The following is a 15,677-nucleotide window of genomic DNA, read 5'->3' as shown; positions in this document are numbered from 1 at the left end:
CGTGCGCACGAGTCCCGCGGTTTTCGCGTGGTGGGGCTACTTCGTCACCGCGTCCAGAGCGTCGATGAGGCCTGCGCCGTAGAAGCCGGCTCCGGTCGGGCCACCCGCGCAGACGGCGTCCACGACGCCGTCACCGTCTCCGTCGTAGTCCTTCGGGCACGGCAGCGGGTCCGCCTGGTTGCTCAGCGCGCCGATGACCTGCTGCGAGGTCCACTCCGGGTGGGTGCTGCGCACCAGGGCGGCGACGCCTGCGGCGTGCGGGCCCGCCATGGAGGTGCCCTGCATCCAGCCCCAGCCTCCGCCGGGAACGCTGGAGAGGATCCGGCCGTTGGCCGACGGCGTCTGCGGGATCTGCCGCGCGTCACCGCCGGGAGCGGTCACGGCGATCGAACCGAGCCCGTAGTTGGAGTAGTACGACTTGACCGCGTTGACCCCGACGGCCGACACCGGCACGACGCCGGGCAGCTCGCCCGGCAGGACGTGGCAGTCCGGTCCGGTGTGGCGGTCCTGGGTCGGCCCGCCGTTGTTCGGGCTGTCGGTGTCGTGGATCGGCTGGGACAGGTCCCAGTTGCTGTTGCCCGCGGAGACCACGTTGACCACGTCGTGGCCTTCGGCGTAGGCGACGGCCCGGCGGACCGCTTCGGCTGCGGCCTTCTGGTCCGGGTCGCTGTCGCACCACAGGTACCAGGGGTCGACGAAGTACGAGTTGTTGGTGACGTCGAAGTCGTGCTCGGCGGCCCAGATGAACCCGCAGATGGCGTACTCGGGGTAGATGAACCCGCCGTCGTCGATCACCCGCACCGAGGCGAGCGTGACGTCCGGGGCCACACCGGCGACGCCGACGCCGTTGCGCGCGGCGGCGATGGTGCCCGAGACGTGCGTGCCGTGGTCCTGCGTCGGGTCCTGCGGCTGCCAGGCTTCCTGGTTCTGGTCCGGGACGCCCTCGTTGACGCAGCTCACCGACCGCGACACGTCGAGGTTCGGCGCGAGGTCGGGGTGCGTGGGGTCGATGCCGTAGTCCAGCACGCCGACGGTGGTGTCCTTGCTGCCCTGCGAGATCGCGTGGGCCTTCTCGGCCTTGATCTGCGGCAGGTCCCACTGCTCGGCTTCCAGCGGCTCCTGGCCCTCGGCGGCGAGGGTGGCCGCGTCGTTCGCGGTGCCTTCCAGCGTTTCGAGCTGGGTTGACTCCGCGGGCGGCAGCTGCTCGGCGAGGTTGCGGCTCGCTCCCGCCTGCTCCACGCCCGGCTGCCGGCGGACCGCTCCGGCGAAGGCCGGGTCCGGCGAGGTGGCGACGACGACGCCGATCTGCGGCCAGCTCTGCACGACGGCGCCGCCGACGGCGCGCACCGATTCCTCGGTCTGCGCGAGCCCGTCACCGACGGGTCCCACCACCACGAAGTGCAGCGGAACGGCAGAGGCGGCCGGTGCTTCCGGCGCCGAGCCCAGCAGTCCGGCGGGTAACAGGAGCGTCAGGGCGAGGGCCGATCCTGCGATCCGCAGCGAACGGCCTCTCCTACTTCTGCGTGACAACTTGTCCCTCCCAGGGAGACTAAGAATGGTTCACCCAGTGATATTCGTCCGGATTTTGCGCCTGATTCGGGGATAGCCGGTAGGTCTCAATGGAGTAATTCGGTAGCCGAAAGTGAGGGACTCGGCACGCAGATGACGGCTGGGCAACAACTTCGGGCCGACTTAGAGTCGGCAGGTGTCGGTTGCAGATTTGAACATCACCCCGCCGGAACAGACCCCGAGCTCATCGGCGATGCGGCGCGCTCTGCGCCGCGCCACCGACGGCGTCTCGCTCGACGCCACCGAAGCCGCGGTTCTGCTGCACGCACGCGGCGACGACCTGGACAAACTCCTGACAGCGGCCGGAAAGGCGCGTGACGCGCACCTGGTCGCCGAGGGGCATCCGGGCGTCGTCACCTACAGCCGCAACGTGTTCATCCCGCTGACCAGGCTGTGCCGGGACCGTTGCCACTACTGCACTTTCGCCACCGTCCCGCACAAGGTGGAATCGGCCTTCCTGGAGCGCGACGAGGTTCTGGAGATCGCTCGCCAGGGAGCCGCCGCCGGGTGCAAGGAAGCCCTGTTCACCCTGGGCGACCGGCCGGAGGAGCGCTGGCCCGCGGCCCGCGAGTGGCTCGAAGCGCGCGGCTACTCCTCCACGGTCGACTACGTCCGGTCCTGCGCGATCGCCGTGCTGGAGGAGACCGGTCTGCTGCCGCACCTGAACCCCGGAGTGCTGTCCTGGTCGGAGCTGACCAGGCTCAAGCCGGTCGCGGCGAGCATGGGCATGATGCTGGAGACGACCTCGGAGCGGCTCTGGAGCGAGAAGGGCGGCCCGCACTTCGGCAGCCCGGACAAGGAACCGGCCGTCCGCAAGCGGGTGCTCACCGACGCCGGCCGCGTCGCGGTGCCGTTCACCAGCGGAATCCTCATCGGCATCGGCGAAACGCGCACCGAGCGCGCCGAATCGCTGCTGGAGCTGCGGCAGTCCGCGCGCCAGTACGGGCACATCCAGGAGATCATCGTCCAGAACTTCCGGGCGAAGCCGGACACCGCGATGCGCGGGATGCCCGACGCCGACCTGGACGAGCTCGCCGCGACCATCGCCGTGGCCCGGCTGCTGATGCCCTCGGGCGTGAGCGTGCAGGCACCGCCGAACCTGGTGGGTGATGAGCACCTGCTGATGCTGCGCGCCGGGATCGACGACTGGGGCGGCGTCTCCCCGGTGACGCCGGACCACGTGAACCCCGAACGCCCGTGGCCGCAGGTCGCCGAGCTCGACGAGCTCACCGGCACCGCCGGTTTCCAGCTGCGCGAGCGGCTCACCGCCTACCCGCGCTACGTGCGCAAGGGCTTGGCCGGGGACAGCACGCAGTGGCTGGACCTGCGGGTGGCCTCGCACGTCGACGCGCTCTCGGATGCCGACGGCTTCGCCGACCCGGACGCGGAGATCGCCGGGCGGGAGTGGCAGGAGCCCGACGGCGGCTTCGAGTCGATCGGCCGGACCGACCTGCACCGCAGCATCGACACCGAGGGCCGCTCGGAGGACCGGCGCACCGACTTCGACACCGTCTACGGCGACTGGGACGAGCTGCGCGGCCAGGTCCCCTCGGCGGCGGCCCCGCAACGGCTGGACGCGGACGTCAAGAAGGGCCTGCGACTGGCCGACTCGGACCCGGCGGTGCTGCTGGATCCGCAGCACCACGATGTCGCGATGGCGTTGATGACCTGCGAGGGGTCGGCGATGGACGAGCTCGCCGGGATCGCAAACCGGCTGCGTCGTGAGGTGGTCGGCGACGACATCACCTACGTGGTCAACCGCAACATCAACTTCTCCAACATCTGCTACGTGGGCTGCCGCTTCTGCGCCTTCGCCCAGCGCGAGCGGGACGCCGACGCCTACCGGCTCTCGCCGGAGGACGTCGCCGATCGCGCCGACGAGGCGTGGCGGGCCGGAGCCACCGAGGTGTGCGTGCAGGGCGGCATCGACCCGAGGCTTCCGGTGTCGGGGTACGCCGACCTGGTGCGGGCCGTGCGGGCGCGGGTGCCGGAGATGCACGTCCACGCCTTCAGCCCGATGGAGATCGTCAGCGCCTCGGCGAAGGCGGGCGTGACCGTCGAGGACTGGCTCGCCGAGCTCAAGGAAGCGGGTCTGGGCAGCATCCCGGGCACGGCGGCCGAGATCCTCGACGACGAGGTCCGCTGGGTGCTGACGAAGGGCAAGCTGCCCGCGGCGGAGTGGATCGAGGTCGTCAGCACCGCGCACCGGCTGGGCATCCCGTCCTCGTCGACGATGATGTACGGCCACGTCGACCACCCGGAGCACTGGTTGGGGCACCTGCGCACGCTGGCCAGTGTGCAGGACAGGGCTCGCGAGCACGGTCAGGCCGGGTTCACCGAGTTCGTCCCGCTGCCGTTCGTGCACCGCAACGCCCCGATCTACCTGGCGGGCCTGGCCCGGCCGGGGCCGACGCAGCGGGACAACCGGGCGGTGCACGCGATGGCCCGGATCCTGCTGCACGGGCGGATCGACAACGTGCAGACCTCGTGGGTCAAGCTCGGCGACTCCGGCACCACCGAGGTCCTCAACGGCGGCGCCAACGACGTCGGCGGCACGTTGATGGAGGAGACGATCAGCCGGATGGCCGGATCGGAGCACGGTTCGGAGCGCAGCGTCGAGGAATTGCACGAGCTCGCATCGCGAGCGGGCCGCACCGCGCGGCAACGCACTACGACGTATGGGCGAACGCGTCAGGTGCAGCTCGGCGTCAGTGCAGTGTGAGGAGCTGATTACTCCGATTGAGTGTTATTCAGCTCACTAGGTGACGCTTGGTGGGGCCGACTGGCCGTCGGCTCCACCGCTCACCTGCGAAGTCCGTGATCAACTCCCCCTGGGAAGTCGCTCGGTTCCGGAAAATATGATCACCCTGTCGTGGTTGGTTTACGCAAGGCAACCGCGATCGCAACGGGCGGTCGGTACTGTCCGCCACCGGACCACACGAGTAGAGGGCCCCGAAGGGGTCAACTTCCGCAGGGAGGCACGCTCTTGCGTAGCCGAATATCTCGCGTGATCAGGCGAGTGTCCGCACCCGGCGCCCTCGTGGCGGCGCTGATGCCGATCACGACGGGTCTCGCCGAAGCTCAGTCCGCAGCCGTCATCGTCGCCGCGCCGACGGTGGACTCGCTCGGCTCCGTCGGGCTCAGCGCCGTCGTCCTCGGTGTCGCCGGGATGGTCGTCGGCGTCTTCCGCAAGAAGAAGATCCAGCCGGAGAACCAGCGCAAGGGTTGAACCCGGTCCCGCGGGCGGGGCGGCGCTTGCGAGAATCAGCTCCGTGAGCAGCGACAGCCCCGCAACCCAGACCAGTGAGCAGCCCGAGGCCCGGCCCCGCGTCCTCTCCGGGATCCAGCCGACGGCCGACTCGTTCCACCTCGGCAACTACCTCGGCGCCCTGCGGGAATGGGTCACCATGCAGGACACCTACGAGTGCTTCTACAGCGTCGTCGACCTGCACGCGATCACCGTCGAGCAGGACCCGGAACTGCTCCGGAAGCGCACCCGGGTCTCCGCGGCCCAGTTGCTCGCCCTCGGCGTCGACCCCGACCGCTCGGCCCTGTTCGTGCAGAGCCACGTGCCCGAGCACGCGCAGCTCTCCTGGATCCTGGAGTGCATGGCCGGGTTCGGTGAAGCCGGCCGGATGACACAGTTCAAGGACAAGTCGTCCCGCCAGGAGGCCGACCACGTCAGCGTCGGGCTGTTCACCTACCCGGTGCTGCAGGCCGCGGACATCCTGCTCTACCAGGCGGACGCGGTCCCGGTCGGCGAGGACCAGCGCCAGCACCTGGAGCTCACCCGCAACCTCGCGCAGCGCTTCAACTCCCGCTTCGGCAAGTCCTTCACCATTCCGGCGGCGCACATCCCCAAGGACACTGCCAAGATCTACGACCTGCAGGACCCGACCGCCAAGATGAGCAAGTCGGTGCCCAGCGGCGTGATCGAGCTGATGGAGGACCCGAAGCGCTCGGCGAAGAAAATCCGCTCCGCCGTCACCGACGCCGGCCGCGAGATCCGCTACGACGCCGACGAGAAGCCCGGCATCTCCAACCTGCTGGCGATCTACTCAGCGCTGACCGGCCAGACCATCGCCGAACTCGAAACCTCCTACGAGGGACGCGGGTACGGCGACCTGAAGAAGGAGCTCGGCCAGGTCGTGGTCGACTTCGTGACGCCGCTGCAGGAGAAGGTCAACTCCTACCTCGACGATCCGGCCGAGCTGGACAAGGTTCTGCACCGGGGTGCGGAAAAGGCCCGCGAGGTCTCCGCGCAGACCCTGAAGACGGTGTTCGAACGGGTGGGTTTCCTGTCTCCGTTGCGCTGAGGTGATCAACTGCGGGTAGCCTGCCACCGTTCGGGGGAGTGCCGTTGGGTGGGAGGTGCACCATGACGGGTCAACAGGACCAACCTGGCCGTCTGGACAGGTTGCGGCAGCGGCACGCATGGCTCGACAGGCTGATCCGGGCCTCCGCCCGCTACCAGCAGCAGTACGGCGACTACTACGCCGCGGCGATCACCTACTTCAGCGTGCTGGCCCTGGTGCCGCTGCTGATGATCGCCTTCGCGGTCGCCGGTTTCGTGCTGAGCGGCAACCCCGAGATGCTGACGAACCTGAAGAACTCGATCACCTCCGCGGTGCCGAGCCCGGCGCTGAGCGACATGCTCAACCGCGTCGTCGACCAGGCGATCAAGCAGGCGGGCGCGGTCGGGATCATCGGTCTGCTCACGGCCCTGTACTCCGGTCTGGGTTGGATGACCAACCTGCGCGAGGCGTTGACCGCGCAGTGGACCCAGGTCCCGGAACCGCAGCCGATGCTCAAGAGGATGGGCTCCGACCTGGCGTCGCTGCTCGGCCTCGGGCTGGCGATGGCGCTGTCGTTCGGCATCAGCGCGCTGGGCGGCGGCGTCGGGAGCCTGCTGCTGGACGCGGCGGGGTTCGAGCGCAGCGTCCTCGCGGGCGTCGTGCTGCGGGTGCTGTCGATCCTGCTGTCGCTGCTGGCCGGGTGGCTGGTGTTCACGTGGGTGCTGTCGCGGCTGCCGCGCAAGCCGGTGACGTTGCGCAGCGCCGTGTGGGGCGCGTTGTTCGCGGCCCTAGGCTTCGAGGTCCTCAAGCAGGTCGGCGTGATCTACCTGAACTCGGTCACGAACTCGCCCGCCGGTGCGGCGTTCGGCCCGATCCTCGGTCTGCTGGTGTTCGCGAACCTGATCTCGCGCTTCATCCTGTTCGTGACCGCTTGGACCGCGTCATCGGCCGAGAACCGCGAATCGGATGCGGTCCCGGCTCCCGGGCCGGCCATCATCCGCCCGGCGGTGCGGGTCCGCCGCGGCGCGGGAATGCGCACCGCGGCGGGCATGCTCGGCCTCGGAGCCCTCGCGGGCTGGCTGGTGCGCAGATCGCGGGGCTCCGGCCGAGGCTGAGCCGCTCGATCAGGGGTGCTCGGCGCTCTCGGCCGACGCCTGGCGTCGGGCTTGGGCGAGCTGCGCCCGGCGCCTGCGCAGGAGCACGGCCGTCGCCACGGCGACGAGCGCGATCGCGAGCAGGATCAGCGGCCCGGTGATCGTGCCGAAGAACGACGAGTCGCGGACGCCGACGCCCTGCGCTTCCGGCGGCACACCGGCCCGCGCCGCGGGGACGGCGGCTTCCGGAGCGCGCGGCGAGGTCGTCACCAGCTGACCGACCGAGGTGCCCCCGGGCAGCGAGAACCCGTGGTCGAGCAGGGCCATGGCCTGGTGCGACAGCCGCACCGGGGTGTTCTCGCCGCGCATCATCACCGCCACCAGGCGGCGTCCGTCGCGCTGCGCGGAGCCGATGAACGTGTGCCGGGCGTCGTCGGTGAACCCGGTCTTGCCGCCGAGGCCGCCGGGGTAGTTGCGCAGGACCTGGTTGTCGCTCCACAGCTCGAACGGCGGCTGGCCGGGCGCGCCGGGCAGCAACATCATCGGGGTGGCGATCGCGTTGGCGAAGGCGGGTTCGCGCATCGCCAGCCGGAAGATCGTGGCCAGGTCGTACGCGGAGGTGCTCATGCCCGGACCGTCCAGACCGGACGGTGTGGCAGCGCGGGTGTCCAGCGCGCCGATCTCGGCGGCCAGGTGGTTCATCTTCTCCAGCGTCGCCGGGACGCCGCCCATCTTCATGGCCAGCGCGTGCGCGGCGTCGTTGCCGGAACCCATCAGCATCGCCTGGAACACGTCGCCGACGCGGTAGGTCATCCCGGGCAGCAGGCCGATGCGGGTGCCCTCCTGGTTGGCGTCCTCCTGGGTGGCGACCAGCGTGTCGTCGAGCTTGAGCTCGCGCAGCGCGGTCAGCGCGGTGAGCACCTTGATGGTGGAGGCCGGGCGTTGCCGGGCGTGGGCGTCCTTGGCGGCCAGGATCTCGCCGGAGTCCAGGTCGGCCAGCACCCAGCCGGCGGCGGAGGCGGCGACGTCCGGTGGCGGTCCGGTCCGGTCCGGCGCGGTCAGCAGCGCGCAGTCGGCGATCCGGTCGCCGCCCACCGGTGTCTCGGGCACCGGGACCGGGGTCGGTGCGGGCTGGCCGGGCGCGGGCACCTCGGAGGTGTCGACGGCGGGCGGTGGTGCCTCGGCGTTGGGGCAAGCGGGTGGCTGAGCAGCGGCGGGCGCGGCGGTCAGCAGCGGCAGGGCGACGAGCATCGCCGCGAAAACCGGCCAAAACGGTGGTTTCGCACGGGATTTCGTCGGGAGGTGAGAACGCGGAGGCACACGGAAGAGGTTAACGCGTCGGCTCCATGAACGTTCCCGGGTCGGCGGACCCCGGGAGGCCGGGTGAGCCCGGCAACAGCGGATACTCGGGAACGTGACGATTTCTCGCCGAGTTGCGCTGTTCCTGCTGGCCTTCGGGGTCTGGTCCTACTTCCTGTGGCCGACGTTCATGCGCAACATCTGGAACAGCGACCGATCCTGGGCGCAGGGCAGCCCCACGGCCTACCTGATCGTCCACCTGGTCATCGCCGTGGTGTCCCTCGTCCTGGGCACCATCATCGGAGTCCTCGGGTGGAAGGCCTACCGAGCCACGCGCACGTGACCACCGCGCTCACGGCGGACCGAGCGGTGCGTTCCCAGTTTTAGTCCAAACCGAGCCATGATCATGTCCGAAATGTCGGCTCAGTTATGACTAAAACTGGGACCTGGTGACGTTTCCGCGAGCGAGGTGCCCCGGTCGGGTCTCGTTCGTCGCTCGAACGGACGACGGCGCCCGTCCCCGATGGGGGCGGGCGCCGTCGTCGCGGTGGTGCTGCGGGTCAGCGGCGGCGGAACATCAGGGCGCGCTTGACCTCCTGGATCGCCTTGGTGACCTGGATGCCACGCGGGCAGGCGTCCGTGCAGTTGAAGGTCGTGCGGCAGCGCCACACGCCGTCGACGTCGTTGAGGATGTCCAGGCGCTCCTCAGCGGCTTCGTCGCGGCTGTCGAAGATGAACCGGTGCGCGTTGACGATCGCGGCCGGGCCGAAGTAGTTGCCGTCCGACCAGTACACCGGGCACGACGTGGTGCACGCCGCGCACAGGATGCACTTGGTGGTGTCGTCGAAGCGCTCGCGCTCGGCGACCGACTGGATCCGCTCGCGGGTCGGCTCGTTGCCGGTCGTCTTCAGGTACGGCTGCACCGCGCGGTAGGCCTCGAAGAACGGCTCCATGTCGACGATCAGGTCCTTCTCCAGCGGAAGGCCCTTGATCGGCTCGATGGTCAGCGTGGTCTCGCCGCTGGAGCTGAGCATGTCCTTCATCAGGACCTTGCAGGCCAGCCGGTTGACGCCGTTGATCCGCATCGCGTCCGAGCCGCACACGCCGTGCGCGCACGACCGGCGGAACGTGAGCGTTCCGTCGACGTACCACTTGATGTAGTGCAGCAGGTTGAGCACGCGGTCCGACGGCAGCGACGGGATCCGGTACGACTCCCAGTGCGGCTCTTCGTCCTGCTCCGGGTTGTACCGGAGCAGCTTGACCGTGACCATCACCGCGTCGTCCGGGATCGGCGGTGCGTCATCGGGAAGGGGAGTGGCGTTCTTCTCTGTGGTGGCGGCAGTCATCAGTACTTACGCTCCATCGGCTGGTACCGGGTGACGGTGACCGGCTTGTAGTCCAGGCGGATGTCGGCCTGGAACCCGGTCAACCCGAGCGGCGCGTTCGGATCTTCGGACTCGGGCAGCACCTTGTACTGCATGCTGTGCCGCATGAAGTTGGTGTCGTCCCGGGAGGTGTAGTCCTCGCGCGCGTGACCGCCGCGGGACTCCTTGCGGGCCAGGGCCGCGTTGACCAGGGCCTCCGCCAGGTCGAGTAGGAAGCCCAGCTCGATGGCCTCCAGCAGGTCGGAGTTGTACCGCTTGCCCTTGTCGTGCACGGCGATCCGGCCGTAGCGCTCCTTGAGCGCCTGCACGTCCGACAGAGCCGTCTTCAGCGTCTCCTCGGTGCGGTACACCGAGGCGTTGGCGTCCATCGTCTGCTGCAGCTCGGTGCGGATGGTCGCGACCCGCTCGCCACCGGTGTTGGTGCGCAGGTGGTCGACCATGCCCTCGACCAGCTTGGTCGGCTCCTCCGGCGTTTCCACGAACTCGCGGGAGTGCGCGTACTCGGCGGCGGCGATGCCGGAGCGGCGGCCGAAGACGTTGATGTCCAGCAGCGAGTTGGTGCCCAGGCGGTTGGAGCCGTGCACCGAGACGCAGGCGCACTCGCCGGCGGCGTAGAGACCGGGAACCACGGTCTCGTTGTCGCGGAGGACCTCGCCCTGCACGTTGGTGGGGATGCCGCCCATCGCGTAGTGCGCGGTCGGGTAGACCGGCACCGGCTCCTCGGTCGGCTCCACGCCCAGGTAGGTGCGGGAGAACTCCATGATGTCCGGGAGCTTGGACATCAGCAGCTCTTCGCCGAGGTGGGTGACGTCGAGCAGCACGTAGTCCTTGTTCGGGCCCGCGCCGCGACCTTCCAGCACCTCCAGGGCCATCGACCGGGCGACGATGTCGCGCGGCGCGAGGTCCTTGATCGTCGGGGCGTAGCGCTCCATGAAGCGCTCGCCGTCGGCGTTGCGCAGGATGCCGCCCTCACCCCGGACGCCCTCGGTGATGAGGATGCCCAGACCGGCCAGGCCGGTCGGGTGGAACTGGTAGAACTCCATGTCCTCCAGCGGCAGGCCCTTGCGGTAGACGATGCCCATGCCGTCACCGGTGAGGGTGTGCGCGTTGGAGGTCGTCTTGAAGACCTTGCCGAAACCGCCGGTGGCGAACACGACGGACTTGGCCTGGAAGACGTGGATCTCGCCGGTGGCCAGCTCGTAGGCGATGGCGCCGGTGCAGACCTCCTGGCCGTTCGCGTCCTCGCTCATCATCACGTCGAGGACGTAGAACTCGTTGTAGAACTCCACGCCGTGCTTGACGCAGTTCTGGTACAGCGTCTGCAGGATCATGTGGCCGGTGCGGTCCGCGGCGTAGCAGGCCCGGCGGACCGGGGCCTTGCCGTGGTCGCGGGTGTGGCCACCGAAGCGGCGCTGGTCGATCTTGCCCTCGGGGGTCCGGTTGAACGGCAGACCCATCTTCTCGAGGTCCAGGACCGCGTCGATGGCCTCCTTGGCCATGATCTCCGCGGCGTCCTGGTCGACCAGGTAGTCACCACCCTTGATCGTGTCGAAGGTGTGCCACTCCCAGTTGTCCTCTTCGACGTTGGCCAACGCCGCGCACATGCCGCCCTGGGCGGCACCCGTGTGCGAACGGGTGGGGTAGAGCTTGGTCAGCACGGCGGTCCGGGCGCGCTGGCCGGACTCGATGGCCGCGCGCATCCCGGCGCCACCGGCGCCGACGATGACCACGTCGTATTTGTGGAATTGCATGGTCGCCTCCTCGGGCTGTGGCGGGGGCCCGCGTTCGGCGTCGCCTCGCCACGCTGTGGTCTCTGCGGCGCTAGCCGATGTTCGGGTCGAAGGTGAAGATCACGAAGCTGCCCAGACCCACGGTCAGCAGGACGGAGACGTACAGCAGCATCTTCAGCCAGAAGCGTGTGCCGTCTTTTCGGGAGTAGTCGTTGATGACGGTACGAAGCCCGTTGCCGCCGTGCAGGCCGGCCAGCCACAGCATCGTCAGGTCCCACATCTGCCAGAAGGGGGAGGCCCAGCGACCCGCCACGAAGGCGAAGTTGATCTTGTGGACGCCGCCGTCCAGGAACAGCATGATCAGCACGTGGCCCAGCACCAGGAACAGCAGGACCACACCGGACAGGCGCATGAACAACCAGGCGTAGAGCTCGAAGTTGCTGCGGCGCGCTGCGGGGCGGCTCGGGGTGCGCGGCTTCTCCACGGCGAGAGGTGCGTCGGTGACGGACATTGGCGCTTAACCCCCGAAGATTTCCGTGACGGCGCGGGTGAGCATGCTGATCGCGGCCGGGACCATCAGGACCAGCCAGAGCACGAGCACGGTCCACAGCATGGGCTTCTGGTACTGGGTGCCCTTGGACCAGAAGTCGACCAGCATGACTCGGATGCCGTTGAACGCGTGGAAGAGCACTGCGGCCAGCAACCCGAGTTCGAACAGGATCATCAGTGGGTGCTTGTAGGTCTCGATGACCGTGTCGTACGCGTTGGGCGATACCCGGACGAGCGCCGTGTCCAGGACGTGCACGAACAAGAAGAAGAAGGTGAGCACGCCCGTGATCCGGTGCGCCACCCACGACCACATGCCCAGATCGCCGCGGTAGAGACGTCCCTTGGCGCGCACGGGTTCCGCGCGCGTGGGAGCGTCGGCCGCGGAGGCGGTGGTGCTGGCCATGGTGGAAGGCCTCCAACCTCGCTGGTGGACTGGCGGCCCCGCGTTCGGGAACAGGGGCGGCCGGCCCCGAGTTGCAGTTGGTCCCAAGCGATGTTGGGTGCACGCCCGTCACCGGCCACGAACTGGGGCCTTGACGAATTGGATGCTAGACCCGAGGAATCGCCGGGGCCTACTCGCCCGAGCCGTCTGTGATCGACCAGACAAGCTGCCCGGACCGGTTAATCGAGTAAGAAATCATTTCGTGACACGCGAGCGATGCCCAAGCGGCAGCGTCAACCCTTAATTTCGAGAGTCACGTCACCGGCTGACGTGCACCGCGCGCGGAACGAAGATCCACTCGAAAGTGGATCTGGAGTTCGACGCCGCCGAGCCCCGCTGATCCGGGGTCGCGGCCGGGGGAGCGCGGTGGCCTCGAACGAAAGGGGAACGGCATGCGGCGAACGCCGACAGAGGGACGGCGCTCGGGTGCCGGAACGCGACGCAGGAGCGTCGCGACGGTCGCGTTGCTGCTCAGCGGTGCCTTGGCGCTGGCGGGCTGCGCGAAGGACACCGGTGGCGGTGGGAGCAGCGCCGGTGGCGGGACGGGACCGTGCCAGCTGAGCGCGCCGCCTGCCGGAGCCGCCGGAGCGCCCAGCTCGACGGCCCAGCAGCAGCCGCCGCCCAGCGCCGGCGCGTTGCGCGTCGGAGTGGCCTTCGACATCGGGGGGCGCGGGGACGCCTCGTTCAACGACGCGTCGGTGGCGGGCCTGGACCGCGCCAAGGCCGAGATGGGCCTGGGCGAGACCAAGGAGCTCGACGCCGGAGCGGGCGAGCCCGAGGACGCCAAGCAGACCCGGCTGCGCCAGCTCGCGCGCGAGGGCTTCAACCCCGTCATCGCCGTCGGCTACGCCTACGCGGACGCCATCAAGATCGTCGCCCCGGAGTTCCCCGGGACCAAGTTCGCCATCATCGACGAGCAGGTCGACGGCTTGCCGAACGTCACACCGCTGGTCTTCGCCGAGGAGCAGGGCTCCTTCCTGGCCGGTGTGGTGGCCGCGCACAAGTCGAAGAACTGCCACGTCGGGTTCGTCGGCGGCGTGCAGACACCGCTGATCCAGAAGTTCGAGGCCGGTTTCGAGGCGGGTGCGAAGGCCGCGGCCCCGAACATCAAGATCGAGGAGAAGTACCTCACCCCGGCCGGGGACTTCAGCGGCTTCCAGGACCCGAACAAGGGCTCCGAGGTCGCCACCGGCCAGCTGGAATCGGGCGCCGACGTGATCTACCACGCGGCCGGCGCTTCCGGTAAGGGCGTGTTCGGCGCGGTCAAGGGCGCGGGCGCCCAGGCCATCGGGGTCGACTCCGACCAGTACAACCAGCCCACCGTGGCCGAGTACAAGGACGTCATCATCAGCTCGATGCTCAAGCGCATCGACATGGCGGTCTACGACTACATCGCCGCCGTCGCGCGCAACGACCTGAGCACGGTGCCGAAGAAGTTCGACGTCGCCATCGACGGGGTCACCTACTCGACCTCGGGCGGCAAGATCGACGACCTCAAGCCCACGTTGGACGCCTACAAGGCCGCGATCGCCAACGGTCAGATCCAGGTCCCGGACAAGCCCTGATCCACGGCGGCCTCCGGCCTGAGCAGTGATGATGAAGGGCACCTCGCTCTCACCGCGCGTGCGTGCGAGGTGCCCTTCCTCGTCGCCACTCCCGGTTGGCGGTTTCGCGCCAAGACGGCCGGTCCTGGACCGAAACCGTCCATTGTTGAGCGTCCATCTGCTTCGCTGCCGGTGGAGACAAGCCCTGGAGCACCATGAACACCTCTGCCGAGCCGGAATCCGGTGACCCGCCGGCCGTCGAGCTGACCGGCATCACCAAGACCTTCCCCGGCGTCGTGGCCAATTCCGACGTCAACCTGACCGTTCGCGCTGGCGAGGTGCACGCGCTGTGCGGTGAGAACGGGGCGGGCAAGTCGACCCTGATGAAGATCCTCTACGGGATGCAGGCGCCGGATTCGGGAACCATCCGGGTGCGCGGCGACGAGATCGCCTTCCGCACCCCGGCCGAGGCCATCAAGGCCGGGATCGGCATGGTCCACCAGCACTTCATGCTGGCCGACAACCTGACGGTGCTGGAGAACGTCGTGCTCGGCGCGGAGAGCGAGCACGGCATCGGCGCCAAGGCGCGTCGCCGGGTGCGGGAGCTGGCGGAGCAGGCCGGTTTCGAGCTGCGGCTGGACGTGCTGGTCGAGAGCCTCGGCGTCGCCGAGCGGCAGCGCATCGAGATCCTCAAGGTCCTCTACCGCGGCGCGCGGATCATCATCCTCGACGAGCCGACCGCGGTGCTGGTGCCGCAGGAGGTCGACGAGCTGTTCACGACCCTGCGCACCATGCGGGAGCGGGGTTTCACGTTCCTGTTCATCTCGCACAAGCTCGACGAGGTGCGCAGCATCGCCGACACGATCACGGTGCTGCGGCGCGGAACGACCGTCGGCAGCGTGGGCGCGTCCGAGGTGACCAGTCGCGCGCTGGCCGAGATGATGGTGGGCAGCGAGCTCCCGGTCCCCGAGCGCGGTCCGTCCACGGTGACCGATCGCGAAGTGCTCGCCGTGGAGGGACTTTCGGCCGTCGAGTCGCAGCGCCCGGTGCTCGACGAGATCGAGCTGTCCGTGCGCGCCGGTGAGGTCGTGGGCATCGCCGGTGTCGAGGGGAACGGCCAGACCGAGCTGGTCGAGGCCATCATGGGCATGCGCCAGATCGCGTCCGGTCGCATCAGGATGGGCGATCAGGACATCACCTCGTTCGGCACGCTCGCCCGCCGCGAGGCCGGGATCGGGTACGTGCCGGAGGACCGGCACCGGCAGGGCCTGCTGCTGGACGAGTCGCTGTGGCATAACCGGATCCTCGGGCACCAGACGCGGCGACCGGTCGCCCGCGGCCGGTGGCTGGACCGGCAGGGTGCCAAGGACGACACCCGCCGCATCGTCGAGCAGTTCGACGTGCGCACCCCGGGCATCGAGGTGGACGCCGCCGCGCTGTCCGGCGGGAACCAGCAGAAGCTCATCATCGGCCGGGAGCTCTCCGGGCAACCGCGGCTGCTCATCGCCGCGCACCCCACGCGCGGCGTGGACGTCGGCGCGCAGTCGGGCATCTGGGAGCACCTGCGCACCGCCAGGGCCGAGGGCCTCGCGGTGCTGCTGATCTCGGCCGATCTCGACGAACTCATCGGTCTCTCCGACACGATCCGGGTCATGTTCCGGGGGCGCCTGGTCGCCACCGCCGACCCGCGCTCGGTGACGCCGGAGCAGCTGGGCGCTGCCATGACGGGAACCCAGGAGGCGGTGTGAGGCACACTTTTCGGCTTTCTCG

The 15,677-nt window shown here is 69.2% G+C and carries 13 protein-coding genes; 7 read left to right on the top strand and 6 right to left on the bottom strand.

What is annotated here, in order from left to right; translation table 11 throughout:
- Nucleotides 1–36 precede the first annotated feature (36 nt).
- Nucleotides 37–1,530, bottom strand: a complete 1,494-nt coding sequence (locus tag FHU35_RS25420) for a S8 family peptidase (RefSeq protein ID WP_246110568.1) — start codon at nucleotides 1,528–1,530, stop codon at nucleotides 37–39.
- Nucleotides 1,531–1,705: 175 nt separating this feature from the next.
- Here FHU35_RS25420 and FHU35_RS25415 point away from each other — a divergent pair, with 175 nt between their 5' ends.
- From FHU35_RS25415 to yhjD, 4 genes are all read left to right on the top strand, one after another.
- Nucleotides 1,706–4,291 carry a bifunctional FO biosynthesis protein CofGH gene (locus FHU35_RS25415; RefSeq protein ID WP_145744193.1) on the top strand — a complete coding sequence of 862 codons (2,586 nt, stop codon included), beginning with the start codon at nucleotides 1,706–1,708 and terminating at the stop codon, nucleotides 4,289–4,291.
- Nucleotides 4,292–4,576: 285 nt separating this feature from the next.
- Entirely contained in the window at nucleotides 4,577–4,798 is a 222-nt protein-coding gene (locus FHU35_RS25410) for a hypothetical protein (RefSeq protein WP_145744190.1), read from the top strand.
- A gap of 43 nt (nucleotides 4,799–4,841) precedes the next feature.
- Nucleotides 4,842–5,885: a tryptophan--tRNA ligase gene (trpS, locus tag FHU35_RS25405; RefSeq protein ID WP_145744187.1), complete on the top strand. Its 1,044-nt coding sequence runs from the start codon at nucleotides 4,842–4,844 to the stop codon at nucleotides 5,883–5,885.
- 62 nt (nucleotides 5,886–5,947) lie between these two features.
- Complete coding sequence (gene yhjD / locus FHU35_RS25400) at nucleotides 5,948–6,979, top strand: inner membrane protein YhjD (RefSeq protein ID WP_145744185.1); 1,032 nt, start codon at nucleotides 5,948–5,950, stop codon at nucleotides 6,977–6,979.
- A 9-nt stretch (nucleotides 6,980–6,988) separates the two neighbouring features.
- On the opposite strand, the gene FHU35_RS25395 is transcribed toward yhjD, so the two are convergent.
- Nucleotides 6,989–8,209 (bottom strand): D-alanyl-D-alanine carboxypeptidase family protein, encoded by a 1,221-nt coding sequence (locus FHU35_RS25395; RefSeq protein WP_145744183.1) that lies wholly within the window; start codon nucleotides 8,207–8,209, stop codon nucleotides 6,989–6,991.
- 163 nt (nucleotides 8,210–8,372) lie between these two features.
- Here FHU35_RS25395 and FHU35_RS25390 point away from each other — a divergent pair, with 163 nt between their 5' ends.
- Nucleotides 8,373–8,600 (top strand): SCO4848 family membrane protein, encoded by a 228-nt coding sequence (locus FHU35_RS25390; RefSeq protein ID WP_186459608.1) that lies wholly within the window; start codon nucleotides 8,373–8,375, stop codon nucleotides 8,598–8,600.
- 217 nt (nucleotides 8,601–8,817) lie between these two features.
- Here FHU35_RS25390 and FHU35_RS25385 read toward each other — a convergent pair whose 3' ends face one another.
- The 4 genes from FHU35_RS25385 to sdhC form a co-directional block, all read right to left on the bottom strand.
- On the bottom strand, nucleotides 8,818–9,528 hold the full coding sequence (locus tag FHU35_RS25385) for a succinate dehydrogenase iron-sulfur subunit (RefSeq protein WP_425474186.1): 711 nt from the start codon (nucleotides 9,526–9,528) through the stop codon (nucleotides 8,818–8,820).
- Between the two features lie 74 nt (nucleotides 9,529–9,602).
- On the bottom strand, nucleotides 9,603–11,393 hold the full coding sequence (gene sdhA, locus FHU35_RS25380) for a succinate dehydrogenase flavoprotein subunit (protein ID WP_145744180.1): 1,791 nt from the start codon (nucleotides 11,391–11,393) through the stop codon (nucleotides 9,603–9,605).
- A gap of 70 nt (nucleotides 11,394–11,463) precedes the next feature.
- On the bottom strand, nucleotides 11,464–11,883 hold the full coding sequence (locus FHU35_RS25375; RefSeq protein WP_145744177.1) for a succinate dehydrogenase hydrophobic membrane anchor subunit: 420 nt from the start codon (nucleotides 11,881–11,883) through the stop codon (nucleotides 11,464–11,466).
- Between the two features lie 6 nt (nucleotides 11,884–11,889).
- Nucleotides 11,890–12,324 (bottom strand): succinate dehydrogenase, cytochrome b556 subunit, encoded by a 435-nt coding sequence (gene sdhC, locus FHU35_RS25370; protein ID WP_145744175.1) that lies wholly within the window; start codon nucleotides 12,322–12,324, stop codon nucleotides 11,890–11,892.
- A gap of 431 nt (nucleotides 12,325–12,755) precedes the next feature.
- Between sdhC and FHU35_RS25365 the strand changes: the two genes are divergently transcribed.
- Both FHU35_RS25365 and FHU35_RS25360 read left to right on the top strand, forming a co-directional pair.
- Entirely contained in the window at nucleotides 12,756–13,928 is a 1,173-nt protein-coding gene (locus tag FHU35_RS25365) for a BMP family lipoprotein (protein ID WP_186459607.1), read from the top strand.
- 194 nt (nucleotides 13,929–14,122) lie between these two features.
- Nucleotides 14,123–15,655 carry an ABC transporter ATP-binding protein gene (locus FHU35_RS25360; RefSeq protein ID WP_145744172.1) on the top strand — a complete coding sequence of 511 codons (1,533 nt, stop codon included), beginning with the start codon at nucleotides 14,123–14,125 and terminating at the stop codon, nucleotides 15,653–15,655.
- Nucleotides 15,656–15,677 lie beyond the last annotated feature (22 nt).

This window comes from Saccharopolyspora dendranthemae, assembly GCF_007829955.1.
GTDB lineage: Bacteria > Actinomycetota > Actinomycetes > Mycobacteriales > Pseudonocardiaceae > Saccharopolyspora > Saccharopolyspora dendranthemae.
This window is presented reverse-complemented; position numbering and strand designations above follow the sequence as displayed.